This window comes from Streptomyces sp. NPDC034049 (assembly GCF_055575575.1).
On record NZ_JBVISJ010000019.1, the window covers coordinates 52,371 to 76,299 of the forward strand.

22 protein-coding genes are annotated in these 23,929 nt (G+C 73.0%); 9 read left to right on the forward strand and 13 right to left on the reverse strand.

Going from position 1 to position 23,929, the window contains the following annotated elements:
• Positions 1-37 precede the first annotated feature (37 nt).
• The 4 genes from ACZ52C_RS36885 to ACZ52C_RS36900 all read right to left on the reverse strand — a co-directional run bounded on the left by ACZ52C_RS36885 (position 38) and on the right by ACZ52C_RS36900 (position 3,604).
• Positions 38-826, reverse strand: a complete 789-nt coding sequence (locus ACZ52C_RS36885) for a maleylpyruvate isomerase family mycothiol-dependent enzyme (protein ID WP_469078895.1) — start codon at positions 824-826, stop codon at positions 38-40.
• Positions 827-967: 141 nt separating this feature from the next.
• A complete protein-coding gene (tgmB, locus tag ACZ52C_RS36890; protein ID WP_469078896.1) occupies positions 968-1,951 on the reverse strand; it encodes an ATP-grasp ribosomal peptide maturase in 984 nt (327 codons plus the stop codon).
• A 16-nt stretch (positions 1,952-1,967) separates the two neighbouring features.
• Positions 1,968-2,159, reverse strand: coding sequence for a putative ATP-grasp-modified RiPP (gene tgmA, locus ACZ52C_RS36895; protein ID WP_033525738.1), 192 nt, complete (start codon positions 2,157-2,159; stop codon positions 1,968-1,970).
• Between the two features lie 179 nt (positions 2,160-2,338).
• Entirely contained in the window at positions 2,339-3,604 is a 1,266-nt protein-coding gene (locus tag ACZ52C_RS36900) for an MFS transporter (RefSeq protein WP_469078897.1), read from the reverse strand.
• A 516-nt stretch (positions 3,605-4,120) separates the two neighbouring features.
• On the opposite strand from ACZ52C_RS36900, the gene ACZ52C_RS36905 reads away from it, so the two are divergent.
• The gene (locus ACZ52C_RS36905) at positions 4,121-4,888 is read left to right on the forward strand and encodes a hypothetical protein (RefSeq protein ID WP_469078898.1); all 768 of its coding nucleotides are present in this window, start codon (positions 4,121-4,123) and stop codon (positions 4,886-4,888) included.
• 115 nt (positions 4,889-5,003) lie between these two features.
• The gene (locus ACZ52C_RS36910; protein WP_469078899.1) at positions 5,004-5,135 is read left to right on the forward strand and encodes a hypothetical protein; all 132 of its coding nucleotides are present in this window, start codon (positions 5,004-5,006) and stop codon (positions 5,133-5,135) included.
• A gap of 312 nt (positions 5,136-5,447) precedes the next feature.
• Here the strand turns inward: ACZ52C_RS36910 and ACZ52C_RS36915 are convergent, their stop codons facing one another.
• Positions 5,448-7,760: a heavy metal translocating P-type ATPase gene (locus tag ACZ52C_RS36915; protein WP_469078900.1), complete on the reverse strand. Its 2,313-nt coding sequence runs from the start codon at positions 7,758-7,760 to the stop codon at positions 5,448-5,450.
• 181 nt (positions 7,761-7,941) lie between these two features.
• Here ACZ52C_RS36915 and ACZ52C_RS36920 point away from each other — a divergent pair, with 181 nt between their 5' ends.
• A complete protein-coding gene (locus tag ACZ52C_RS36920) occupies positions 7,942-8,898 on the forward strand; it encodes a hypothetical protein (RefSeq protein ID WP_469078982.1) in 957 nt (318 codons plus the stop codon).
• Positions 8,899-8,915: 17 nt separating this feature from the next.
• Here the strand turns inward: ACZ52C_RS36920 and ACZ52C_RS36925 are convergent, their stop codons facing one another.
• Positions 8,916-10,415 (reverse strand): amidase, encoded by a 1,500-nt coding sequence (locus tag ACZ52C_RS36925; RefSeq protein WP_469078901.1) that lies wholly within the window; start codon positions 10,413-10,415, stop codon positions 8,916-8,918.
• Positions 10,412-11,743, reverse strand: coding sequence for an Nramp family divalent metal transporter (locus tag ACZ52C_RS36930; RefSeq protein WP_469078983.1), 1,332 nt, complete (start codon positions 11,741-11,743; stop codon positions 10,412-10,414). The genes ACZ52C_RS36925 and ACZ52C_RS36930 overlap by 4 nt, the downstream gene beginning before the upstream one ends.
• Positions 11,744-11,938: 195 nt before the next feature.
• Between ACZ52C_RS36930 and ACZ52C_RS36935 the strand changes: the two genes are divergently transcribed.
• Positions 11,939-12,943 carry an Lrp/AsnC family transcriptional regulator gene (locus ACZ52C_RS36935; protein WP_469078902.1) on the forward strand — a complete coding sequence of 335 codons (1,005 nt, stop codon included), beginning with the start codon at positions 11,939-11,941 and terminating at the stop codon, positions 12,941-12,943.
• A 31-nt stretch (positions 12,944-12,974) separates the two neighbouring features.
• On the opposite strand, the gene ACZ52C_RS36940 is transcribed toward ACZ52C_RS36935, so the two are convergent.
• Positions 12,975-13,754, reverse strand: coding sequence for a DeoR/GlpR family DNA-binding transcription regulator (locus ACZ52C_RS36940; protein WP_469078903.1), 780 nt, complete (start codon positions 13,752-13,754; stop codon positions 12,975-12,977).
• Positions 13,755-13,843: 89 nt separating this feature from the next.
• On the opposite strand from ACZ52C_RS36940, the gene ACZ52C_RS36945 reads away from it, so the two are divergent.
• From ACZ52C_RS36945 to ACZ52C_RS36955, 3 genes are all read left to right on the forward strand, one after another.
• On the forward strand, positions 13,844-14,761 hold the full coding sequence (locus ACZ52C_RS36945) for an SIS domain-containing protein (protein ID WP_469078904.1): 918 nt from the start codon (positions 13,844-13,846) through the stop codon (positions 14,759-14,761).
• 13 nt (positions 14,762-14,774) lie between these two features.
• Positions 14,775-15,647, forward strand: a complete 873-nt coding sequence (locus ACZ52C_RS36950) for a class II fructose-bisphosphate aldolase (protein ID WP_469078905.1) — start codon at positions 14,775-14,777, stop codon at positions 15,645-15,647.
• A 99-nt stretch (positions 15,648-15,746) separates the two neighbouring features.
• Positions 15,747-16,544, forward strand: coding sequence for an AraC family transcriptional regulator (locus tag ACZ52C_RS36955; RefSeq protein ID WP_469078906.1), 798 nt, complete (start codon positions 15,747-15,749; stop codon positions 16,542-16,544).
• Here ACZ52C_RS36955 and ACZ52C_RS36960 read toward each other — a convergent pair.
• On the reverse strand, positions 16,531-17,727 hold the full coding sequence (locus tag ACZ52C_RS36960; protein ID WP_469078907.1) for a methyltransferase: 1,197 nt from the start codon (positions 17,725-17,727) through the stop codon (positions 16,531-16,533). The genes ACZ52C_RS36955 and ACZ52C_RS36960 overlap by 14 nt on opposite strands.
• 104 nt (positions 17,728-17,831) lie before the next feature.
• On the opposite strand from ACZ52C_RS36960, the gene ACZ52C_RS36965 reads away from it, so the two are divergent.
• A complete protein-coding gene (locus tag ACZ52C_RS36965) occupies positions 17,832-18,488 on the forward strand; it encodes an alpha-ketoglutarate-dependent dioxygenase AlkB family protein (protein WP_469078908.1) in 657 nt (218 codons plus the stop codon).
• A 51-nt stretch (positions 18,489-18,539) separates the two neighbouring features.
• Positions 18,540-19,781 carry an ROK family protein gene (locus tag ACZ52C_RS36970; protein WP_469078909.1) on the forward strand — a complete coding sequence of 414 codons (1,242 nt, stop codon included), beginning with the start codon at positions 18,540-18,542 and terminating at the stop codon, positions 19,779-19,781.
• A gap of 6 nt (positions 19,782-19,787) precedes the next feature.
• Here ACZ52C_RS36970 and ACZ52C_RS36975 read toward each other — a convergent pair whose 3' ends face one another.
• From ACZ52C_RS36975 to ACZ52C_RS36990, 4 genes are all read right to left on the reverse strand, one after another.
• Positions 19,788-20,222 carry a GtrA family protein gene (locus ACZ52C_RS36975; RefSeq protein ID WP_469078910.1) on the reverse strand — a complete coding sequence of 145 codons (435 nt, stop codon included), beginning with the start codon at positions 20,220-20,222 and terminating at the stop codon, positions 19,788-19,790.
• Complete coding sequence (locus ACZ52C_RS36980; protein ID WP_469078911.1) at positions 20,222-21,160, reverse strand: glycosyltransferase family 2 protein; 939 nt, start codon at positions 21,158-21,160, stop codon at positions 20,222-20,224. The genes ACZ52C_RS36975 and ACZ52C_RS36980 overlap by 1 nt, the downstream gene beginning before the upstream one ends.
• A 485-nt stretch (positions 21,161-21,645) precedes the next feature.
• Positions 21,646-22,908: a multidrug effflux MFS transporter gene (locus ACZ52C_RS36985; RefSeq protein WP_469078912.1), complete on the reverse strand. Its 1,263-nt coding sequence runs from the start codon at positions 22,906-22,908 to the stop codon at positions 21,646-21,648.
• A gap of 40 nt (positions 22,909-22,948) precedes the next feature.
• Positions 22,949-23,890 carry an SMP-30/gluconolactonase/LRE family protein gene (locus ACZ52C_RS36990; RefSeq protein WP_469078913.1) on the reverse strand — a complete coding sequence of 314 codons (942 nt, stop codon included), beginning with the start codon at positions 23,888-23,890 and terminating at the stop codon, positions 22,949-22,951.
• Positions 23,891-23,929: the final 39 nt, after the last annotated feature.

Sequence of the window (23,929 nt, forward strand, 5' to 3'; positions counted from 1 at the left end):
CTCGGACAAGAAGGACGGCGCGCCCGCCGGCCCCGTCTCAGATGCCCGAGGTCTCCCGCCACAGCTCGGCGAGGGCGGGGTCGCCGGTGACGGCGGGGAACGGGAGCCGGTTCCACAGGGCCAGGTACAACTGGGGCGCCGGGCCCGTGATCTCGCAGTCGGCGTCCGGAGCCTGTGCCGGGTCCGCGCGTTCCGCCGCCGGGGGTTCGGCCGACAGCCGTACGGTCCAGGCGGCGTCCGTGTCGGTCGCGCGGACCCGCAGGACACGTGGCGTCGCGGTGCGCACCCGGCTTCTGGGGCGGGAGTGGAAGCCGAGCAGCAGTTCGTCGATGCCGTCGACGGCGAAGTCAGGGGCGAAGTCAGGGGCGAAGTCAGGGGCGAAATCCGAGGCGAGGCCCGTGGTGAGGGTGCCGGACGCGGCGCCGAGCGCGGACTCCGCGTCGGCGCGGTGCACGGCCGTCTCGTGGGCCTGGCGGCGGGCCCAGAAGGCCCGGGGGGAGGGGGCGGGCAAAAAGCTCCAGCAGTCGAGGTCGGCGGGGGCGGCGCGCAGGGTGTCGAGGAGGCGCCGGTGACCGTCCTCGAACCAGGTCAGCAGGGCGTCACCGTCCAGTTCTTCCGGCACGTCCGCGGGCGGCCGGGGCGAGCGGTGTCCCTCGGCGACGAAGGCCGTGGCCCAGCGGTGCACCGCTCCCGTGTGGCGTACCAGGTCTCGCACCCGCCACGACGGACAGGTCGGCACCTCGGCGTCCGTACCGGCCTTCCTGGCGGCCGTGGCGAGCAGCCGGCCTTCCTCGTCCAGGGCTCTGATGTGCTCAGCGATCTCCATGGGAAGAGTCTGCCGGACAGGGCGTGCCGGGGGCGCCCGTACGGGCGGACGCATCCGGCCGACCCGAGCGCCGTACGCGGATACGCCCGCGCCCGCCCCGGTCGGGCGGGCGCTCCGGGCGCGGCGAAGCCACCGGTGGCGTCAGGGGGCCGCGCGGATCCGGTCGGGGCGGCGCGCGCCGGCCCCCGGTTCCCCCGCGGCCAGCCACTCGGCGACGCTGTGGGCGATCGGCTGGCCGGTGTCCATCTCCACGAACCCGAACTGACCGGACTGGTTGCACTCCAGGAACCACCACGTCCCGTCCGCGTCCTCCGCGAAGTCGAAGGCACCGTAGGCGAGTTCGGCGTCCCGCAGATAGGCGCGCACCGCGGCGGCGGTGCGTGCCGGGACCTCCACCGGCTGCCAGGGCGCGGTGGAGGGGGCGAAGCGGACATCGACCTCGTCGGGGTGCGCGTCCGGGGCGACCGCCTTGCGGGCGGCCAGCATGCGGTCACCGACGGCGGTGAGCCGGATGTCCGCCGCCTTGGCGATCCGGCGCTGCAGCAGCGTCGGCCCGAAGGCCACGGCGGTGAAGTCGGTGCCGGGCGCGACACGGCTCGTGGGGACCGTGCGGGCCGGCTCCTGCGGATGGGTGCCGGAGACCGGCTTCACCACCAGATCCGGGAAGCGCTCGGCGAACTCCCGGGCGGCCTGCGGGAACGTGGTGATGAGCGTGGCCGGTACGGGGAGCCCGCAGCGTTGGGCGTGCCGGAGCTGCCACGGCTTGTGGCGGGCCCGCCGGGCCGCGTCCGGGTCGTTCATCCAGCGGGCGCCCGTGCCGCGCAGCATGCCGTACAGCGCCTGCGAGGACTCCTCGGTCAGCCAGGCGGACGGCTCGCCCACGCGGCTGGCCGGAATCCCCGGCCGCCGCAGCCACACGGAGCGCAGTCCGCTCATGCTCACCAGGCGCCCGCCGGCGGACAGGTGGCCGCGGAAGGCACCGTGGACGTACTCCCCGGAGAGAGACACCCCGCCGGGCAGGTCGGCGGGGTCCAGGCGGACCACCGGGACACCGGTCCTGTTCAGTTGAGCCACCACCAGGTCCGCCGTCACATCCTGTTCACTGGTGAGGATCAGCACCGTCATCGTCGCCGGTCCGCGTTCAGTCGTCGAAATGGGTCTTCGAACCGGCGGTGGACGTCGTCGCCCCCAATTCCCGCATAAGGCCCTGGTCGTGAGCGGCTATCCGACCATCGGCGAGCACGTTCAACTGCAGCCCGGAGTCGTAGGTGTACGGAGCGCTGAACTCCAACTGCTCAGCGGAGCGAGCGTAGTTGAGCACGAACAGTCGCATCGTTTCTCCTTGTTCGGGACCATCCGGAAAAACGGATGGTGACGCTCCGGCCGCACTCTGTTCGGCCGGGTCGCAGTGTCTCCAGGGAGTTATACGAATCGAACGACTGATTGGTTGCCTCATGTTCTCGGAGGGCTGACTTCCTGCACCGCGAGGGGTCAAGAGGCAACGGTGAGTGGTCATTTGGCGGCTGAGTGACGGGTGGCGAAGGCGATGACGGAGGCGAACGCGGCGAGTACCGCGACGCTGGTGAGCGCGGTGGGCAGGGAGAACCACTCGGCCATGAAACCGATCGCGGGCGGGCCGAGGAGCATGCCGAGATAGCCGAGTGTGGAGGCGGTCGCGACACCGCCCGGACCGGCCAGGGCGCCGGCCCGTTCGATGGCCACCGGGAAGATGTTGGCGAGGCCGAGACCGGTGATCGCGAAGCCGAGCAGGGTCGCCCAGACCGAGGGGGCGAGGGAGCCGAGCAGCATGCCGGCCGTCGCGGTGGCCCCGCCGGCCACGAGCACCGTGGTCCTGCCCAGGCGTTCGAGCAGGGTCGTTCCGGTCAGCCGGCCGACCGTCATGGCGAGCGCGAAACACGAGTAACCGATCGCCGCGATGCCGGGTGAGGCGTCCAGGTCCGCCTCCAGGTGCAGGGCGCCCCAGTCGGCCAGCGCCCCCTCGCCGTACGCCGTGCAGCCGGCGATCAGGCCGAGGACGACCACCAGAGCGCGTGTACGGCTGTCCAGGCGGCCGGGTGCGGGTGCGGTTGCGGGGCCGGAGGTGGGCGCGGGGGCGGAATCGGGGTCGGCGTCGGTGGCGGCGGGGGATCGCGGGCCGCCGGTCTCCGGGGTGGGCCCGGGGGCGCGGTCGAGGGGCGGCGGGGGTCCGTGGCGCAGCAGGGCGGGCGCGGCGAGGGCGGTCACCAGGAGGCCGATCAAGGTGATGCCGAGCAGATGGCGGGTCGGGGAGAGCGAGCCCGCGACGAGGCTGCCGAGCCCCGCCCCGACCATGCCGCCGAGGCTGAACGCGGCATGGAAACCGGGCATGATGGGCCGCCCCAGCGCGGCGACCAGGTCCACCGCGGCGCTGTTGAAGGCGACGTTGATCCCGCCGAAGGCCGCGCCGAACACCAGGAGTACCGCGCCCAGGGCGAGCGCGGAGTGGGTGAGCGGCGGCAGGGCCACGCTGAGGCACAGCAGCACGGCGCAGGCGACCGTCACCGGGTGGCTGCCGAAGCGGCGGCAGAGGCGGCCGGTGAGCATCATCGTGACCACCGCTCCGGCGGACACACCCAGCAGGGCGAGCCCCAGGGCGCCGGGCGAGGCGCCGGTCTGCTCCTTGATCGCGGGGATCCTGACCACCCAGCCGGCGAAGACGAAGCCGTCGAGGGCGAAGAAGGCGGTGATGGCGATACGGAGGGTTCGGAGGTGCGAGGGGTCGGCGGGGTGGCCCGGCACGACGGTGTGCGATCGGGTTTTGTTTATTCGCGGCACAAAACCAGGCTAAGTGGGGGCCGAGGCGGGGGCAAGGTTCCGCCGCTCGGGGCGGGAGCCGCAGGTGGCGGGAGTCGCAGGTGGGGGGAGGGCAGCCGTCACGCAGGGCCGACGGCTGGACTCGCGGCGCGCGGCGCGGGGCGGCGGCTCCCGCGTGAGAAGCCCGGATCTGGGGGCGCCCTGTCGTTCGAGACGCGCCGAGGCCGACCGGCGTCCTGTCGTTCGAGAGGCGCCGAGGCGGGCCGGCGTCCTGCCGTACGAGAGCCCGGCGCCGGGCCGTGCCATGCCGGCTCGTGGGGAGGCGTGGGGACTCGACCGGGCGCATGCCCTGCGCCGTGCGGGCGAATGCCCGGCCATGACTCCCGTCGACGTCGGCGGACGCGCCGTCATGGTCGTGTGGCGCCGCCATGGCCGGTGGTGCCGCCATGGCCGGTGGCGTCGCCCCCGCGGCGTCCAGGCCCCCTGCCCGAGGAGAGATCGATGCCCCGTCTTCGCCCGTCGCCCGTCGCCCGTCGCCCGTCGCCCGTCGCCCGTCGCCCGTCGCCCGTCGTCGCGGCGGTCACCGCCGCCGTCGCCCTGCTCGCCGCGGCACCCCCGCCGGACGGCGAACCGACCGTGTCCCGTCCGCGTGTCGTCGCCCACTTCGACGTCACCCGGGGCCAGACACCGGAGAACATCGCCCTCGAACCCGACGGCTCCGCCGACCTGACCTTCTCTGCCGCCCGCCAGGTCGTCCACATCACCAAGCAGGGGCACACCCGTGTCCTCGCCACCCCGCCCGCCGAGCCGAACCCGCAGCTCCAACTCGGACCGGCAGACGCCGCTGCGCGTCCCCGCCCGCCGGGACGGCTCGGCGGGCAGGATCAGACCAGGGCGACGGGACTCGGCGGAGTCGACGACTTCGCCTTCGCCGGGCACGGCGACACCGTTCTCGCCGCCCTGATCTTCAGCAACGAGGTCGCCCTCGTCCGCCCGGACGGCACCCACACCGTCGTCCTCACCCAGGACGACGGACTCTCCAACCGTTCCTGTGGGCTGAGCGGGAGTGAGTCCGTTCAGCCGTGCGCCCCGAACGGTCTTGGGCGAGCTGGCCCCCGGCGTACTCGACCCCGGGTGGCGACACGCATCCTGTGCGTGGTCCTGGCCCGGGAGGCCGGTTCCCTACGCGACCTGGCCAGGTGGACACGGCCAGAGGCGACGGGGAGGCCCTGCTCCATCCTCTGGTGGAACAGGGCCTCCGCACGCTGACGCCGTACCCGGTGTCCCAGGTCGCACAATCGCGCTAATCCAAACAGCCCAACGCACCGCAAGCCCGAAAGCCGACCCTCGCACGATCGAGCTAATTCGACCTCGCACCCACTCCATGCCGAGCAGCTCCAACCCCACCTCCGTGGTCGTACGCCACCGGACGGCCTACGTCCCGAGCGGCGCCTTCTTCACCCTGCGGGACCCGAACCTGCTGCTCGCCCGGCTCGACGGCCGTCACGCTCAGTGATCGTCCGCGTCGAATTCGATCAACGTTCCTGACGGCTTTCCGACGACCGGAGTCGGGAATTCGCCAAGGGCGCCGGTATTCAAAAGCGATCGCCCGAGCGCGGCCTCTGTGATTTACGGCACAGTTCCGGGATGTCCGGCCCCGATGAACTGGAACCGGCAATTCGCCGGTGTTTTCGTCGAACGACCGCGGGCGGTGGGGCGAATCGCTCCGCCGCCCCGCTGGGCCCGGCTTCGGTGAATTGGCGAAGGTCACCAATTCACCGAGGCCGGGGCCCGGTGGGGAACGGCCCCGCGACCCGGGCCGGTTGATTCAGTAGGCCGCCCGGAACGTCCGCAGCCGCAGGGAGTTGCCGACGACGAAGACCGAGGAGAAGGCCATGGCGGCCCCCGCGATCATCGGATTGAGCAGGCCGGCCGCCGCGAGCGGCAGGGCGGCCACGTTGTAGGCGAAGGCCCAGAACAGGTTGGACCGGATCGTGCCGAGGGTGCGGCGGGCGAGACGGACGGCGTCGGCCGCCGCGCGCAGATCTCCTCGTACGAGAGTCAGGTCTCCGGCCTCGATGGCGGCGTCCGTGCCCGTGCCCATGGCCAGCCCCAGGTCGGCCTGGGCCAGGGCCGCCGCGTCGTTGACACCGTCACCGACCATCGCCACCGAACGCCCCTCGGCCTGCAGCCGCTCGACGACGGCGACCTTGTGCTGCGGCAGCACCTCCGCGATCACGTCCTCGGCCGCGATCCCGACCTCGCGGGCGACGGACTCGGCCACGGCCCGGTTGTCGCCGGTCAGCAGGATCGGGGTGAGACCGAGCGCGCGCAGCCGTACGATCGCCTCGGCGCTGGTCTCCTTCACCGCGTCGGCGACTTCGAGGACGGCGCGGGCCTCGCCGTCCCAGGCGACCACGACGGCCGTGCGGCCGGCCGCCTCGGCCCGGTCCCGCGCCCGCCGCAGGTCCGCCGACAGTTCCATGGCCCGGTCGGCGAGGAGCCGTTCGCGGCCGACGAGCACCGCGTGACCGTCCACGACACCCCACACGCCGAGACCGGGCACGTTCGCGAAGTCCTCCGGTGCGGGCAGCGAGCCGAGCCGGGCCAGGGCACCCTCGGCGACGGCACGGGCGACCGGGTGCTCGGAGGCGTGCTCCAACGCGCCTGCCAGGCGCAGCACTTCGGTCTCGTCGGTGCCGTCGGCGGGACGCACGGCCAGCAGGGTCATCCGGCCGGTGGTGACGGTGCCGGTCTTGTCGAGGACGACGGTGTCGACCGCGCGCGTGGACTCCAGCACCTCCGGGCCCTTGATCAGGATGCCCAGCTGGGCGCCGCGCCCGGTGCCGACCAGCAGTGCGGTCGGCGTGGCGAGCCCCAGGGCGCAGGGGCAGGCGATGATCAGGACGGCGACCGCCGCGGTGAACGCGGCCGTGAGCCCGGCGCCGTTGCCGAGCCAGAAGCCGAGGGTGCCGAGGGCGAGGGCGATCACGATCGGCACGAACACGGCGGAGATCCGGTCCGCGAGCCGCTGGGCGGACGCCTTGCCGTTCTGCGCGTCCTCCACCAGCTGTGCCATCCGGGCCAGTTGGGTGTCGGCGCCGATCCTGGTGGCCTCGACGACGAGACGCCCGCCCGCGTTCACGGTGGCGCCGGTGACCGTGTCGCCGACCGTGACCTCCACGGGCACGGACTCGCCGGTCAGCATGGACGCGTCCACGGCGGACGAGCCCTCGACGACGGCCCCGTCGGTGGCGAACTTCTCGCCGGGACGCACCAGGAAGCGGTCGCCGACCCGCAACTCGGCGACGGGAACCGTGCGTTCGCCGCCCGCCTCAGGGAGCACGGTGACGTCCTTCGCGCCCAGCTCCAGCAGTGCCCGCAGGGCCGCGCCCGCCTTCCGCTTGGAGCGTGCCTCGAAGTAGCGCCCGGCGAGGATGAAGGCGGTCACCCCGGCCGCCGCCTCCAGATAGATCGAGCCGGCGCCGTCACCCCGGACGACGGTCAGCTCGAAGGGGTGCGTCATGCCCGGCGTGCCCGCCGTGCCGAGGAACAGCGCCCACAGCGACCAGCCGAACGCGGCCAGGGTGCCGATGGAGATGAGCGTGTCCATGGTGGCGGCGCCGTGCCGGGCGTTCGTCCAGGCGGCGCGGTGGAAGGGCCACCCCGCGTACGTCACCACGGGCGCCGCAAGCGTCAGGGACAGCCACTGCCAGTACTGGAACTGCAGCGCGGGGATCATGGCCATCGCGACGACGGGGACGGCCAGGACCACGGCGGTGGTCAGGCGCTGCCGGAGCGGCCGCAGCTCGTCGTCCGCCGCCTCGTCGGAACCGTCGGAACCGTCGGAACCGTCGGAACCGTCGGGGCCGTCGGGCACGGCCCGGGCGGGCGGGGTGGGCGGAGCGGGCTCGCGTGCCGTGTAGCCGGTCGCCTCCACGGTGGCGATCAGGTCCCGCACCGAGACCTCGTCGGTGTAGCTGACCTTGGCCTTCTCGGTGGCGTAGTTGACCGTCGCGGTGACGCCCTCCATGCGGTTCAGCTTCTTCTCGACGCGGGCGGCACAGGAGGCGCAGGTCATACCGCCGATGGCCAGCTCCACCTCCGCGGCGGTTCCGGTTCCGGTCCTGGTGACGGTCATGGCTGCTCCCTCGTCGATCGTTCGCGGCGATCTTCACGGATACAGGGCGGGGGTATCCTTGCGCACTACTGCCTGTATACCCCTCGGGGGTACCTATGGCAAGTCGTTCGCAGTGCTTGACTAGATACCCCCTGGGGGTATGGTGAGCTGTATGAAGACCCGGACCGCGAAGGAGACGGCCATGAACACCGGACTGAGGATCACCGCGTTCGCCGCCGCGCTGGCCGCGACGTTCGGCGCCGCCTACGGCGTGGGCAAGGGCGTCGAACCCGTCGTCGCGTCGGACACCTCCGGCAGCGAGCCCGCGCGCCACGACGACCACACCGAGGAGCCACCGGACCCCGACAAGGACTCCGGCGCACACGCGTCCGCCCCGGCCGGCGGACTGCAGATCTCCGAGGGCGGCTACACCCTCGACCTGCGCACCCCGAGCGTCACCGCCGGAGACCGCGCCGACCTGCGCTTCGTCATCCGGGACGCGCGGGGACGCGCCGTCACCGCCTACCAGCGCGAGCACGACAAGGAACTCCACCTCATCCTCGCCTCACGCGACCTGCTCACCTACCGCCATCTGCACCCCACCCGTGCCGCCGACGGCACCTGGAGCACCCCCGTCGACCTGCCCGAGGCAGGCGATTACCGCGTCTTCGCCGACTTCACCCCCGCCGGTGAGGACGCCGAGAACCTCACCCTCGGCGCCGACCTCGCGGCCTCGGGGACGTACAAGCCGCACAAGCTCCCGGCACCGGACACCACCGCCGAGGTCAACGGCTACGACGTCGAACTGGACGGCGGCCTGCGCCCGGGCGCCGCGAGTGAACTGAAACTGAAGGTCTCCCGCGACGGCAGGCCCGTCACCGACCTCCAGCCCTACCTGGGCGCGTACGGCCACCTGGTCGCCCTGCGCTCCGGCGACCTCGCCTACCTGCACGTCCATCCGAACGGCGAGCCCGGCGACGGCACGACCGAGCCCGGCCCGGACATCTCCTTCACGGCCACCGCCCCCAGCGCCGGCACCTACCGTCTCTTCCTCGACTTCAAGCACGACGGCAAGGTCCACACGGCGACGTTCACGGTCCATGCCGGGGAGGCGGCGCCGGGCCAGGCGGAGGAGCCGCCGGCCGAGCACACGCACTGACGGCGGCAGTCGGGCACTCAGCCGGCGCCCGTCACGACCGGCGGCCGCCGCTCGCCGACCCGCGTCGCCCGCTCGAAGGCGTACCCGGCCTTCAGCACCGACCAGTCCCGCCGGTGCGGGCCGACGAGCTGCAGCCCGACGGGCAGTCCCTCCGGAGTGAACCCGGCCGGGACGGACAGGGCGGGACAGCCCGTGACGGAGATCAGATACGCCGAGCGCATCCAGTCGAGATAGGTCTCCATCGGCGTGCCGTCCACGACCGTCGGGTAGGCCAGGTCGATGTCGAAGGGCGCGACCTGGCTGACCGGCAGCAGCAACAGGTCGTACCGCTCGAAGAACTCGCGGACCCGGTGGAAGAGCGCGCCGTGCAGTACCTGGGCCCGCCCGAGGTCGGGGCCGCCGAGCCTGCGGCCCTCCTCGATGTTCCAGACGACGTCCGGGGCCAGGAGGTCGCGGTGCTCGTCCAGCAGCGCCCCGTAGGACAGCTCCACCTGCCAGGCGCGCTGGGCGAGGAACACCTCGTCCGCGCCGCCGAGGTCCGGGCAGGCCTCCTCGACCTCGCAGCCCAGCGCGGCGAACACCTCCGGCGCCTGCCGCAGCGCCTCCCGCACCTCCGGGTCGACGGGCACGGCCCCACCGAGGTCGGGCGAGAAGGCGACCCGCAACCCCCGCAGATCGCCGTCGAGCTGCCAGGCGAAGGTGGAGCCGGGTGTCTGCAGGGAGCGCGGATCGCGCGGATCGGGGCCCGCCAGCACCGACAGGGTCAGCGCGACGTCCGCCACGGTCCGGGCCATCGGCCCCTTCACCGACAGCTGCCCCCAGGGCGCCTTGTCGGGCCAGGACGGCACCCGGCCCGGCGACGGGCGCAACCCGACCACGTTGTTGAAGGAGGCGGGGTTGCGCAGCGAGCCGCCGGTGTCGCTGCCGTCGGCGACGGGCTGCATCCCGCACGCCAGGGCCGCCGCCGCCCCACCACTGCTGCCACCCGCGCTGCGGGAGAGGTCGTAGGGGTTGCGGGTGGCGCCGAAGACGGGGTTGACGGTGTGCGAACCCAGGCCCAGTTCGGGGACGTTGGTCTTCCCGAGTGTGATCGCGCCCGCCTTCCGCAGCCGCTCGACGACCAGATGGTCACGGTCGGGCACCCGCTCGGCGAAGACCGGTGAACCGGACGTCGTCCGGATGCCGGCCGTGTCGTGCAGGTCCTTGTGGGCGACCGGCAGCCCGTGCAGCGGACCGACGGGCTCCCCGGCCGCCATCCGGTCGTCCGCCGCGGCCGCCTGCTCCAGCGCCCGGTCGGCGACCAGCGTCACGATCGCGTTCACCGCCGGATCGACGCGTTCGATCCGCTCCAGATGGGCCGTCATCACCTCCCGCGCCGAGATCTCGCGCCGTGCCAGGGCGACGGCGAGTTCGTACGCGGTCCGAAAGCACAGGTCGTCCGACGGGTCCGCGTCGCCCGTCGGGTTCACGGGGTACTTGGCGGGCCGGTCGACGAGTTGACGCACGAGGTGGTTCACGCCCCTCCCAGGGACTCCTTGAGCTGGACGACCGCGAGCACTCCGAAGAGCACGAAGGAACCGCCCAGCAGCGTGTTCGAGATGGTCCGGTTGCGCAGCGCCGGTGCCACGCACCGGCGGTTGAGCAGCACCAGCAGCGCGCCGGAGAGCAACGGCAGGATCAGTGAGCCGACGGCCGCGTAGGTGAGCACCAGGGGCACCGGCCGGCCCAGGAAGACGACGGCGACCGAGGTGGCGGCGCAGTACAGGAGGAACAGCCGGAACGGGCGGCCGTTCTGCGCGATGTGCGGCTCCGCCTCGGCGTCCGGGACGCCGCGCAGCGTCCGCAACGAGTCGGCCAGCAGGTAGCACAGACCGTTGAAGCCACCGACCAGCGCGCTCAGCGTCACCAGGAAGAAGGTGCTCAGGAACAGCACCCGGGCCACCGACCCCAGGTCGGCGCCGAGCGGATCGGCGAGCGCGGCCAGCCCGTCGCCGCCGGTGATGCTGCTGCCCGTGCCGTACAGCAGGCCCGTGCCCACCACCGTCGTGCACAGCACGAACAGCAGGGTGACGCCGTAACTCACCGCCGAGTCCGTACGCATCAGCCGCAGCCGGCTCCGGCCCGCCCAGCCCTTCTCCCGCACCCAGTAGCCGTACGAGGCGATGCCGGCCGTGCCGCCCACGCCGCCGACGAGCGCCAGCACCGTCACCACGTCGCCCTCCGGCAGCCTCGGGCGCAGGGTGCCGAGCAGGCCGGACAGATCGTCGGCCCTGGCGAGGGTGATCACCGCCAGGACGGCCATGCCGAGGAACTTGGCGATCATGAAGACGCTCATCACCCGCTCGAACACCGCGTACCGCCCGAGGTGCACGATCGCCGCCGCCGCGAGCGCGACGGCGACGGCCACGGGCCTGACGGGCAGCGCGGGGAAGAGCGTGGACAGTGCCAGGGACGCCACCGAGCCGAGCGCCGCCCCGTACAGCAGCCCGATGACCAGGACGAAGAGCATGAACGCCGCCGGGAGCCAGCGGGCGGCCGACTTCAGGCCGGCGATCACGGTCTGCCCGGTGGCCAGGTACAGCCGTCCCACCGCCTCGGTGAGCGCGTACTTCAGGATGACGCCGATGACGAGGGCCCACATCAGCGCCATCCCGTACCCGGCCGAGCCCGCGAGCGACGTCACCATGTCCCCGGCACCCACACTGGCGGCCGCCAGCACCAGCCCGGGGCCCAGGAGAGCCGGCCGGCCCCGCCGCGCACCCGACGGGCGGAGCGGCACCGGCGTGGCGGTGCCGGCGGCCGGAGGACGCGGGGGACTGCCGGGAGTCACGGTCACGTCGACCATCTCCGTAGATCGGGGAGTCACGGGGGTCATGGGGGCGTGCGGCTCGAGCGGGCGGAGGGGGACGGGGGCGCGGTCGGCACGGCGGGGAGACCGTGCGGGACCGTGCGATTCATCTTCACGGCAGGCTGGGCCACGGCGACGGAAGGGAACAAGAAGCCCTGCGGAGTTGACGGAATCCGCCATACTCTGGGGCCGATGGACGCACAGCGGACCGGCCCCGTGACGGATTCACTGGACCGGCGCATCATCAGCGCGCTGCAGATCGACGGCCGGGCCGCCTGGCACCGCATCGCGGCGGCCCTCGGCGAGCCCGAACGCACCGTCGTCCGCCGCGGCACCCGCCTCCTGGAGTCCGGCCTCGTACGGATCGGGGCGATGGCGATGCGCGGCCGCAGTGTGGTGGTCGGCGTCCGCTGCTCCCCCGGCCGCGCCCGGATCACCGCCACCGCGCTGGCCCGCAGGCCCGACTGCGTGTTCGCCCACGTCCTCACCGGCACCCCGGACTGTCTCGCGGAACTGCGCTGGCCCCGGGAACGGCTGGCGGGACTGGTGCTGGACGAACTCGCCGGTCTGCCGGGCGTGGAGGAGACCCGCACGCTGCCCGTCCTGCGCCACGTCCGCACCATCCGGGAGTGGCACGCGGGCCTCCTCACCGAGGCCGAGATCGCCGCCCTGAAGGGCTCCGACCATGCCGACGCCGGGTCGGCCCCGGTCACCGATCCGCTGCCGGCCGGCGAGACACCCCCCGAACTCTCGCGCGCCGACCGCCTGTTGCTGCACGCCCTCGCCGACGACGGGCGCCGCACCTACGACGAACTCGCGCGTGTCTCGGGCGTGTCGGAGGCCACGGCGCGTCGACGCCTCGGCGCGCTGCGGCGCGAGGGCAAGGTCCGCATCCGTGCCGTGATCGAGCCCGCGGTGCTCGGACTGCCCGTCGAGGCCGTCCTCTGGGTGCGCACCCCACCGGCCCGGGTCGACACCGTGACCGCTGCCCTCGCCGAGTCCGCCCACGTCCGCTACGCCAGCTTCGTCACCGGTGCACGCCAACTCCTCGTCCTCACCGCGTTCCCCGACGAGAACGCCCTGCACGACTTCGTCACCCGCTCCCCATGGCTCCCCGACGTGGCCTCGATCGACGTCTCCCTCGTCCTCACCACCCTGAAGCGCGGAGGTATGCCGGCGCCCTGGCTCCAGGACTGACCGGCACCCCGCCGACTCGGGCCGGCGGCCCTCAGACGGCGACGACCCGCACTCCGGTCTCCTCGAACCGCCGCACCGTCTCGGGTGTGGCGGCCGCGTCCGTGACCAGCGTGTCCACCGCCTCCGTCGCGCAGATCCAGGCGAAGGCCCGCCGGCCCAGCTTGCTGGAGTCGGCCGCGACGACGACCCGCTCGGCCCGCTCGCACAGCAGCCGGTTGACGGCGGCCTCCGCCTCGTCGTGCGCGGCGGCGCCGTGCGTGACGTCGAGCGCGACGACACCGAGCACGGCCACGTCCAGGGTGATCCGGTCCAGCACCCCGTCGGCGAGCGGACCGACCAGCTCGTACGACTGGGCGCGTGCCACCCCGCCCGTCACCACGATCTTGAACTGGGGGCGCACCGCCAGCTCGCTCGCGATGTTCAGCGCGTTCGTGACGACCGTCAGCGCGGGCGCGCCGGAGGCCAGATCCTCCCGCACGGCCAGCGCCCGAGCCACCTCCGTGGTCGTCGTGCCGCCGGTCAGCCCCACCGCCTCGCCGGGCGCGACGAGCTCCGCCACCGCCGTCGCGATGCGCTGCTTCTCCGTGGCCCGGCGAGCCGTCTTGTAGCGCAGCGGCAGCTCGTACGAGACACCGTGCACGACCGCCCCGCCCCGGGTGCGGACGAGCATCTGCTGTTCCGCGAGCCGGTCGAGGTCACGCCGGATCGTCGCGGCGGACACCCCCAGCTCGACCGCCACCTCCTCGACGTCCAGCCGACCCCGTTCGACGAGCAGTTCGAGCAGGGTCTGCCAGCGTTCGTCGCGGGACATCGGTCTCCTCGTGCTTGAAGATGCGCGAAAGGTGACTCTATCTTGCAGGAATAAGCATGATCCTTGCGTATCCCGGGGAGGGTTCCCGCATGACCCACGTCGAGGACGAGCTGAACAGCCAGCCCGCGTGCTGGGCCCGCGTCGCCGCCGCCGTGCCGGAGCACGCCGGGGTCCTGCCGAGGCCGGGGGAGCGGGTGGCGCTCGTCGGCTGCGGAACGTCGTACTTCATGGCGCTGGCCGCCGCCGGCCTGCGCGAGCGGGCCGGGCAGGGGGAGACCGACGCCTTCGCGGCCTCGGAGTTCCCCCATGGGCGCGCCTACGACCGGGTCGTCGCCCTCACCCGCTCCGGTACCACCACCGAGGTGCTGGACCTGCTGGGCGCGCTGCGCGGCCGTACCCGGACGACGGCGATCACCGCCGACCCGGACACCCCCGTCATGACGGCCGCGGACGACCTCGTGGTGCTGGACTTCGCCGACGAGAAGTCCGTCGTCCAGACGCGCTTCGCCACCACCGCCCTCACCCTCCTGAGCGCCCACCTCGGTCTGCCCCCCGAGACCGCCGTCGCCGACGCGCGCGCCGCGTTGGAGGCGCCCCTGCCCGAAGGGCTCGTCGCGAGCACCCAGTTCACCTTTCTCGGCCGTGGCTGGACCGTGGGCCTCGCCCAGGAGGCCGCACTGAAGATGCGCGAGGCCGCCCTGGCGTGGAGCGAGGCCTATCCGGCGATGGAGTACCGGCACGGTCCGATCAGCGTCACCACCCGGGGCACGGCGACCTGGATGCTCGGCGAGGCACCGGAAGGTCTGGCCGAGCAGGTACGGGAGACCGGCGCGACCTGGGTGCCCGGCCTGCTCCACCCGCTCGCCGAACTGGTCCGCGCCCAGCGCCTCGCCGTCGCCGTGGCCGCCGCCCGCGGCCTCGACCCCGACCGCCCCCGCCACCTGACACGCTCGGTGATCCTCGACGCCGACGACCGCCGAACCGCCCCGAGCCACGACGACCGCTGAAGCAGGAGGAGCCGTGCCCCTCACGACGACCGGTGCGCTGATCACCGAGGCCGCCGCCGCGCGCTCCGCCGTGGCCGCCTTCAACGTCATCACCCTGGAACACGTCGAGGCGATCGTCGCCGGCGCCGAGGCCGCCGCCGCGCCGGTGGTCCTCCAGGTCAGCGAGAACGCCGTCGGGTACCACGACGGGGACCTGCTTCCGCTGGCCCGCGCCGCGTCCGCCGCCGCCGAGGGGGCCGGTGTGCCCGTCGCGCTCCACCTCGACCACATCCGCGACGACGACCTGCTGCGCCGGGCGGCCGACGCCGGCTTCAGCTCCGTGATGTACGACGCCTCGCGCCTGCCCTACCTGGACAACCTCGCCGCGACCCACGCCGCCGTTCAGTGGGCGCACGGCCAAGGGCTGTGGATCGAGGCCGAGTTGGGGCAGGTCGGCGGCAAGGACGGCGCGCCTGTGCTCGACGCGCACGCGCCCGGCGCCCGTACCGACCCCGAGGAGGCACGGGCCTTCGTGGCGGACTCGGGCGTGGACGCGCTCGCCGTCGCCATCGGCAGCTCCCACGCGATGACCACCCGCACCGCCGCCCTCGACCACGTCCTGCTGAAGCGGCTGGCGGCCGCCCTGGACGTCCCCCTCGTCCTGCACGGCTCCTCCGGAGTGCCGGACGACGAACTGCGCGCGGCCGTGGCGGGCGGCGTCGCCAAGGTCAACATCGGCACCGCGCTCAACATCGCCCTGACCGGCGCGGTCCGGGAGCACCTCGCCGCCCGCCCCGACGCGGTGGACCCGCGCACCTATCTCGCGGCCGGCCGGACGGCGATGGCGGGGACGGTGGCCCGGCTGATCGGCGTCCTGCGCGCGGAAGAGCCCCTTCCGCCCCCGTAGGAGGCCCGTACGCGCCCGTCCCCCGTGGGTATGTGACCGTCTCGCCGAGCACGGCCCCCGGGAGCGGAGTGTGACGCCCGTCACTGATACGTTTCGGTCATGCGGGAGACGGAGATCCACCTCGGTGAGCCGCCGTACGTCGCCCTCATCGGCGTCGGCGTGCACGGCGTCGCGAGCCGCACGGACGTGTTCCGGCTGCCGGAGCTGTGGCAGCTGCACCTCTACCAGTACGAGGCCGAACTGACCGTCGACGGCACCACCCACACCATCCGCCCCGGCCGGGTCAGCCTCGTCCCGCCCGGCACCACCGTCCGCTACCGCTACCGGGGCCGCTCCGAACACCTCTTCGCCCATCTGCGCATCGCCCCGTCCGGACCGCCCCGCACGGTTCCGGTGGTCCAGGACACCGGCCCCGAACTGCCCGCGCTCACCGGCCTGTTGCTCCAGGCGGTGGCCGCCGCGCCCAGCGAGCCGGACCGCACCCGGGCCGAACTGTGGACCGCCCTGTGGCGGGTGGCCCAGCTGACCCCGCCGGTCGCGGCCGCCCCTGGACCGCACCCGGCGGTCACCGCCGCCATCGCCCACATCGAGGCCCACCTGGCCGCACCCCTCACCATCCCGGAGGTGGCGCGCGTGGCCGGCGTCTCCCACAACCATCTGACCCGGCTGTTCCACACCGAGACCGGTGGCACGGTCGTCGCCTACATCCGGCGCCGCAGACTCGAACGCGCCCACCATCTGCTCCGCGCCACGACCCTCTCCATCCCCGCCGTGGCCGCCTCCGTCGGCATCCCCGACCTCCAGGCCTTCAACAAGGCCTGCCGCCGGGAACTGGGCGCCTCCCCGCGCGCCCTGCGCGGGGCCGGCCTCCCGGCCGGCGTCGCTAACTCCGCCTGACCGCCCTCAGCACCACGAACTTGGCGTCGCTCGCGACGAGTTCGCTGTTGCCGAAGATCCGCCGCAGCGTCACGTGATAGCCGAGATGACGGTTCCCGACCACCCACAGCTCACCACCGGGCCGCAACGCCCGCCGCGCGCCGGTGAACATCCGCCGCGCCGTGGCGTCGGTCGTCGCCTGGTGGGAGTGGAACGGCGGATTGTTCAGGACGAGATCGACGCTCCCGGGCGCGAACCCCTCCAGCCCGTCACCGACCCGGAACTCGGCCGCACCGGCCGCCGTCCCGCGCGCCGCTCCACCGTCCGTCCCGTCGGCCGCCGGGCGGTTCGCGCGGTACGTGGCCTCCGCCGACGCCACCGCCTGGTACGACTCGTCGACGAACACCACCTCGGCGTCCGGATCGGCCAGCGCGACCGCCGTGCCGACCACGCCGTTGCCGCACCCCAGATCGACGACCCGCCCGCCGCGCGGGACCTTCGGCAGCTGCCGCAGGAAGAACCGGGTCCCGATGTCGAGCCGGTCGGCACAGAACACGCCCGCGTGGTTGACGACGGTCCGACCGGCCGCCACGCCGATGTCGTCCGGCAGCCGGTAGGTGTACGGCCACGGATCGTCCCCCCTGGCCTTGAGGGTCCCCGCGTCCGGGGTGCAGTGGATCAGCCGTGCCTTCTGCCGGGCGAGCGAGGTGCGGGTCGGGCCGAGGATCCGCTCGAAGAGCCTCAGCGTCGAGGTGTGGATCTCCTTGACCATCCCGGTGCCGATCACGACCGTGCCCTCGTGCACGGCGGGCGCGACCCGGTGCAGCTGGTCCTCCAGGAGCGCGAGGCTCTTGGGGACCCGCACCAGGAGTACGTCGACACGGTCCGGGGGTGTGTCCCGGGTGGTGAGCAGCCGTACGGTGCCCGCCTCGACGCCGTTGCGCTCCAGGTTGGCCCGCGTCGCCTCCCGGCTCAGGAAGGAGTCGGTGATCTGCGTCGGCCGGTGCGCGGCGAGCGCGGTGGTCAGCGCGCCCCAGCGGTCCCCGACGACCACGAGCGTCCCGTCCAGCGGTGTCCCGCTCTCCGCGAGGTGGCGCAGCAGATACACGTCGGACGCGTCCCAGGCGCGCAGCAGGTCACGGGGGTCCTCGGGAAAACGGGTCAGGGCGTACTCGCCCCCGGGCACGGTCATACGGTCGCTCATCGTGCGCCCAGGCTAACCGAGCACGGCCCCGCCCCCGTCCGCAGAGCGGCCGCGCGGGACGGGTCCCCCGCGGACACCGGGCCGCCGTGCGGGACGATGGGGTCATGGACGCCGAGCTGTTCCCCCGGGACCGGACGGAGATCGCGCCCGGCGCGGTCCACGTACCGGACTGGCTGGACGCGGAGCGGCAGCGACAGCTCCTGGACGCCTGTCGTGCGTGGGCGAGGCCCCCCGCCGGGCTCCGCACGGTCCGCACCCCGGGCGGCGGCACGATGACCGCCCGGCAGGTCTGCCTCGGCCGGCACTGGTACCCGTACGCCTACGCCCGCACCGCCGTCGACGGCGACGGCGCGCCCGTGAAGCCGTTCCCGCACTGGCTGGGGGAGCTGGGCCGGCGCGCGGTCGCGGACACCCTCGGCGCGGAGGCGGCGGCCGCCCCGTACGACATCGCCCTCGTCAACTTCTACGACGGCGACGCGCGCATGGGGATGCACCGCGACGCCGACGAGAAGTCGGACGCGCCGGTGGTGTCGCTGAGCCTCGGCGACAGCTGTGTCTTCCGCTTCGGCAACACACGGACCCGGACGCGGCCGTACACGGACGTGGAGCTGCGCAGTGGTGATCTCTTCGTGTTCGGCGGCCCGGCACGCTCCGCCCACCACGGGGTGCCCCGGGTGCACCCGGGGACCGCGCCGCCCTGGCTGGGGCTGACCGGGCGGCTGAACATCACCCTGCGGGTCGGCGGCTTCGACGACGGCTGAGGCCCCTCGTGCGGGGTTCGGCACCGAGCGGATCATGGGAGACTCGCCCTCATGGACGGGAAGGCGGCCCCCAAGGCGGCGGGCGAAGGGACGACGGCGCGGGCTCGGCTGGACCGGGGGAGGGGCGCGCTCGGTCCGGCGCTGGAACTGGTGCACACCGGCCGCGCGCCGACGAGGGCCGTGCTCACCGCCGAACTGGGCGTCACCCGCGCCACGGCCGGTGCCGTGGCCGCCGAACTGGAGGCGCTGGGGCTGATCCGGGTCGACGCGCACCCGGGGGCAGCCGCCGGCTCCCAGGGCCGGCCCTCCCACCGCCTGGACGTCGCCGAGGAGGGACCCGTCGCGCTCGCCGCCCAGGTGCACTCCGACGGCTGGCGGGCCGCGCTGGTCGGGTTGGGCGGGCGGATCGTCGCCACCACGCCCGCCTGCGAGATCGTGGACGCCGACCCGGCGAAGGTGCTCGGCTCGGTCGTCGACGCGGGCGCCGAGCTGCTGGCGCGGACCGGGCGGCGGTGTGTCGGGTCGGGCCTGGCCGTGCCGTCGGCCGTCGCCGAACCGGCGGGGCTGGCGCTGAACCCGCTGCACCTGGCCTGGCCCGCCGGGGCGCCGGTCCGGGAGATCTTCGCCGAGCGGGTCCGCGCGGTCGGGATCGCGGGGCCGGCCTTCGCGGCGAACGACGTCAACCTCGCCGCCCTCGCCGAGCACCGGCACGGCGCCGGGCGCGGCTCCCGCGATCTGCTGTGCGTGGCGACCGGCCACCGGGGTGTCGGTGGCGCGCTGGTCCTCGACGGGCGGCTGCACATGGGCAGTTCGGGCCTGGCCCTGGAGGTCGGCCATCTGACCGTGAACCCCGAGGGCCGCCCCTGCCACTGCGGCAGCCGCGGCTGTCTCGACGTCGAGGCCGACCCGCGGGCCTTCCTCGCCGCAGTGGGCCGCGACCCGGGTCCCGAGGGTTCGCTGCTGCAACAGGCGAACGAACTGATCCGCACCCAGTACGACGACCCGGGCGTCCGCACCGCCGCCGAGGCCATCATCGACCGCCTCGGCCTCGGGCTCGCGGGCCTGGTGAACATCCTCAACCCGGACCGCATCATCCTCGGCGGTATGCACCGCGCCCTGCTCGACGCCGACCCCGACCGGCTGCGGGCCGTCGTCGCCGATCGCGGTCTGTGGGGCCGGCAGAGCGGGGTCGCCCCGATCCTGGCCTGCACGCTGGACCACAACAGCCTGGTGGGAGCGGCCGAGCTGGCCTGGCAGCCGGTGCTCGACGACCCGCTGGGCGCGCTGGCCTGACAAGGCTCACCCGGTCCGGGAACCCCGCAGCATGATCGCGCGGGACACCAGGAACGTCACCGGGATCGCCGCCCCCGACACCAGCAGGGGCGCGAACCGGTTGCCCGCGTGCAGCACGTCCACGACGACGTACACACCCGCCGTCGTGACCAGGAAATTGGTGGCGTTCGTCAGCGGGAACAGCAGGAATTTACGCCAGGTCGGACGGATGCGATAAGTGAAGCGCGCGTTCAGGAAAAACGAGCCCGTCATACTCAGGGCGAACGCGAGAATATGCGCGGCGAGATAAGGAAGCACCTGGAGGAACAACAGGTAAAGGCCGTAATACACCCCGGTGTTGACCGCTCCGACCAGGGCGAAATTGATGAGCTGTCCCGATATGCGCCGCTCCGGCGCCGGGCGTGCCGCGGGGCGCGGCTCGGTACGCGTCGCCGTCCCCATCAGCGCATGAGGTCCTTCGTCGTGCCGCACGCGGCGTGCCCCTCCGTCCGTTCCGCATTGGTCGCCTGCACCAGGAAGTGCGGGCGGCCCTTCACCTCGTAGTAGATCCGGCCGGTGTACTCCCCGATCACCCCGAGCATGATCATCTGTACTCCGGCGAGGGCGGTGACGGCCATGACGATGGTGACATAGCCCGGTGTCTCCACGCCGTTGACGAGTGCGTCGCCCACGATCCAGGCCGTGTGGAGCCCCGCGCACACCAGCAGGCACAGACCGAGGTGGAGGGCGGCCCGCAGCGGACGGTTGTTGGAGGAGAGGAGCTCGTCCAGCCCGTAGTCGAGCAGCGACCGGAAACTCCAGGAGCTGCGGCCGTGTTGGCGCACGGCGTTCTCGTACTCGAAGGTCGTACCGGGGAAACCGACCCAGGCGAAGAGCCCCTTGGAGAAGCGATTGTACTCCGTCAGGTCCAGGACCGCGTCGACGACCCGGCGCGACAGCAGCCTGAAGTCCCCGACACCGTAGATGAGTTCCACGTCGACGAGCCGGTTGACCAGTCGGTAGTACAGGCGGGCGGTGGCCGTGCGCAGCAGGCCGTCGCCGGTCCGGGTGCGGCGGGCGACGACCTGGTCGTAGCCCTGTTCGCGCAGGTCGACCATGCGGCGGATCAGTTCCGGCGGGTGCTGCAGGTCGGCGTCCATGACGATCACGGCGTCGCCCGAGGCGTGCCGCAGACCCGCGAGCAGCGCCGCCTCCTTGCCGAAGTTGCGGCTGAACGACACGTACCGGACGCGTGCGTCGAACTCCGCCGGCTGCTTCAGGACGGCGGGCGTACGGTCCCGGCTGCCGTCGTCGACGTACACGAACTCCATGTCGTGGCCGAGCGGCAGCAGTTCCTCCGCGACCTTTCGCTGGAGACCAGTGAAAACACGGTGGGACAAGGCCGGGCGGGCCCGGTAGTGCGTCACAACAACACCAACTCGCGCGGCCTTCTCCACGTCCCCGACCGCTGGAACCGGCATTGCCGGTACTCGTCAGCCTTGGCGCCGACGCCGCCGCAGAACACCAACGGTGCCGCTAAGGGCCACAAACAGAGAGCCGCCCACCACCCAAGGCAGGTTCGAGGTGACAGATGCCGCGGGGTGGTGCTCGAAGACAATCCGCGACACTGCTTCCCCGAGCAGCCCGCCTGTCAGCGTGACCCCCCAGATCATCAGAAGGATCGTCCAACCGTTCCGGGCACGCATCCAGTCATTCTTGCGGTCATCATGTGCCCAGCGTCCCATCGGTCACAAGCCAGCCCGCTGAAAGGCGAAGAACGCCGGTACCAAGATCACGACGCCCCACCCGCAATCGAGCACAACCTCGTAAGGTTCGCCGTCGGCTCGTTCTGTCGTCTCGGCCGCGAGTTCGGAGCGTTCCTGGCTTACCGCGCCAGCGGGTCCGCAGTAGGCCGCCATGGGCGGCACAGGGCGAGGAAGCAGCCCGACGCGGCCAGCGCGAGGCCGAGGACCGATGTGGCCATGGGGAGGGCTGTGCCCTGGCCACCGAGACCGGCCAGGGCCGGTGCGAGGGCGCCCATGAGGAACTGGGTGGTGCCCAGCAGTGCGGAGGCGCTGCCCGCCGCATGCGGGGCGCGCTGGAGGCACAGGGCCGTGGTGGTGGGCAGGATCATGCCGACGGGGCAGGCCGTGAAGAACAGCGCGGTGGCGATCCAGGGCAGACCTGCGTGTGTGGTGGTGACCAGGAGGAGCAGGGCGGTGCCGGCGGCTCCGAGCACGGCCAGGCCCGTTGCCAAAACGCGGTGCGAGGGGAAGCGGCCGAGCAGCAGCTTGCCGTTGAGCTGGCCCGTGGTGACCATGCCGATCGAGTTGAGGGCGAAGAGCAGGCTGTAGGTCTGCGGGGAGGCGCCGTAGATGCGTTGCAGGGTGAAGGACGAGCCGGCGATGTAGGCGAACAGGGCGGCGAAGCCGAGGCTTCCGGTGAGCAGGTAGCCGGTGAAGCGGCGGTCGCGGAGCAGGTCGCGCATGGTGCGCAAGGTGGTGGTCAGCCCGCCGTGCCGTCGATGCGTGGTCGGCAGGGTCTCGGTGAGCAGGGTGGCCGCGGCGGCGAGGATGGCGAGGCCCAGCAGGGTGAGGGTGACGAAGACGCCGCGCCATGAGGTGAGGCGCAGCAGTTGGGCGCCGAGCACGGGGGCGAGAACCGGTGCCGTGCCGGAGACCAGCATCAGCGAGGACAACAGGCGGGCGGCGGCGAGCCCGTCATACAGGTCGCGCACGACGGCCCGGGCGATGACGATGCCCGCTGCGCCGGCCAGCCCCTGGACCAGGCGCATGCCGATGAGCACCGCCGGATCCGGGGCGAGGGCACACACGGCGCTCGCCACGACGTACACCGTCAGCCCCGCGAGCAGGGGCCGCCGTCGGCCCAGGGTGTCGCTGAGCGGGCCGAGGACCAACTGACCGACCGCTATGCCGATCATGAACGCGGTCAGGGTGAGCTGGGTGACGGCCTGTGAGACGTACAGGTCTGCGCTGACCTGGGGGAGGGCCGGCAGGTAGAGGTCGATGGTGAGCGGACCGAGTGCGGTCAGGGAGCCCAGGACCAGGACGAGTGACAGACGGCGGGGCGCCGGAAGGCGGGGCGCGTCTTCCGAGATGGCGGCGCCGGCCTGAGGGGTTTCGGGCATGTCCGTTTCCAGGGCTTCGGGGGCGAGTGGAGCGTGCGCGTCAGCGATCGAAGTGCGCGACGAGGAGGTTGGGGTCCTTGTTCGTGAGGTAGGCGGCGCTGGGCACGTACACCGTGTGGCCGTGGACGGCGACGGACGTGGGGGTCTGCAGGCCGTCGGCCGCGGTGAGCACGGTGGTGTGGGTGCCGTCGGGGCGGACCAGGTCGACCTGGTTGTCATTACGGGCGGCGAGGAGGGTGTCGCCGTGGCCGGTGAACGCGAAGTCGTCGATGGACGGCATACCGGTGGCGCGGACCTGGACCGGGCCGGCCGTTCCGCGGGCATTGACGGGGATGCGCAGGACGGTGCCCTTGTCGAGGTTGGTGGCCCAGACGGCCCCGTGGTGCAGCTTGATGCCGTTGGCACCGGCGAAGGCGCTCGGCTCAAGGGCCTCGTCCTCGGCCCACACGACGGCCTTGCCTCCTCGTACGGGAACGCGGTAGATGACGCCGTGCACGGAGTCGGTGACGTACAGCCTGCCGGTGCGCTGGTCCAGGGCGAGGCCGTTGGGCAGGCCGTCGGCGGGCAGGGCGGCGATGCGGTGCGGGCGGCCGCCGGGGCGGATGGCCCAGATGCCGGTGAGGTCGGCGGTGCCGGTGGCGTAGGTGACGTAGAGGGTGCTGTCGTCCGCGCGGGCGATGCCGCCGATGAACGCCTTGCCCAGGTTGGGTGTGCTCGCCTTGGCCGGGGCCGGGAGTGTGGCCAGGACGTGGGCCCGGCCGCCGGGAGCGACCCGGACGACCTGCCGGGCGAAGGAGAAGGTCAGATACGCCGTTCCGGCGCGGTCGACGTTGATGTTCTCGGGCTGCTGCGAGGCCGCCAGGTCGAAGTGGTTGGCGATGCGGGGCGTCGAGACGGGTGGGGTCGCCGCGGTGGCGGTGGTCGCGGAGGTCAGCAGGGCCGTGGCGGCAGCGAGCGTGGTCAGGGAGGCGCGGAGGCGCATGGGGTGGTGCTCCTGGTGGGATCGGTGACGGTTCACTGC

What these genes read in the sequence shown, in the direction of transcription:
- ACZ52C_RS36885 (WP_469078895.1), bottom strand. Translation starts at nt 826, where the DNA reads ATGGAGATCGCTGAGCACATCAGAGCCCTGGACGAGGAAGGCCGGCTG.
- tgmB (WP_469078896.1), bottom strand. Translation starts at nt 1,951, where the DNA reads ATGACGGTGCTGATCCTCACCAGTGAACAGGATGTGACGGCGGACCTG.
- tgmA (WP_033525738.1), bottom strand. Translation starts at nt 2,159, where the DNA reads ATGCGACTGTTCGTGCTCAACTACGCTCGCTCCGCTGAGCAGTTGGAG.
- ACZ52C_RS36905 (WP_469078898.1), top strand. Translation starts at nt 4,121, where the DNA reads ATGCCCCGTCTTCGCCCGTCGCCCGTCGCCCGTCGCCCGTCGCCCGTC.
- ACZ52C_RS36910 (WP_469078899.1), top strand. Translation starts at nt 5,004, where the DNA reads ATGCCGAGCAGCTCCAACCCCACCTCCGTGGTCGTACGCCACCGGACG.
- ACZ52C_RS36915 (WP_469078900.1), bottom strand. Translation starts at nt 7,760, where the DNA reads ATGACCGTCACCAGGACCGGAACCGGAACCGCCGCGGAGGTGGAGCTG.
- ACZ52C_RS36920 (WP_469078982.1), top strand. Translation starts at nt 7,942, where the DNA reads ATGAACACCGGACTGAGGATCACCGCGTTCGCCGCCGCGCTGGCCGCG.
- ACZ52C_RS36930 (WP_469078983.1), bottom strand. Translation starts at nt 11,743, where the DNA reads ATGGTCGACGTGACCGTGACTCCCGGCAGTCCCCCGCGTCCTCCGGCC.
- ACZ52C_RS36935 (WP_469078902.1), top strand. Translation starts at nt 11,939, where the DNA reads ATGGACGCACAGCGGACCGGCCCCGTGACGGATTCACTGGACCGGCGC.
- ACZ52C_RS36940 (WP_469078903.1), bottom strand. Translation starts at nt 13,754, where the DNA reads ATGTCCCGCGACGAACGCTGGCAGACCCTGCTCGAACTGCTCGTCGAA.
- ACZ52C_RS36945 (WP_469078904.1), top strand. Translation starts at nt 13,844, where the DNA reads ATGACCCACGTCGAGGACGAGCTGAACAGCCAGCCCGCGTGCTGGGCC.
- ACZ52C_RS36955 (WP_469078906.1), top strand. Translation starts at nt 15,747, where the DNA reads ATGCGGGAGACGGAGATCCACCTCGGTGAGCCGCCGTACGTCGCCCTC.
- ACZ52C_RS36960 (WP_469078907.1), bottom strand. Translation starts at nt 17,727, where the DNA reads ATGAGCGACCGTATGACCGTGCCCGGGGGCGAGTACGCCCTGACCCGT.
- ACZ52C_RS36965 (WP_469078908.1), top strand. Translation starts at nt 17,832, where the DNA reads ATGGACGCCGAGCTGTTCCCCCGGGACCGGACGGAGATCGCGCCCGGC.
- ACZ52C_RS36970 (WP_469078909.1), top strand. Translation starts at nt 18,540, where the DNA reads ATGGACGGGAAGGCGGCCCCCAAGGCGGCGGGCGAAGGGACGACGGCG.
- ACZ52C_RS36975 (WP_469078910.1), bottom strand. Translation starts at nt 20,222, where the DNA reads ATGGGGACGGCGACGCGTACCGAGCCGCGCCCCGCGGCACGCCCGGCG.
- ACZ52C_RS36985 (WP_469078912.1), bottom strand. Translation starts at nt 22,908, where the DNA reads ATGCCCGAAACCCCTCAGGCCGGCGCCGCCATCTCGGAAGACGCGCCC.
- ACZ52C_RS36990 (WP_469078913.1), bottom strand. Translation starts at nt 23,890, where the DNA reads ATGCGCCTCCGCGCCTCCCTGACCACGCTCGCTGCCGCCACGGCCCTG.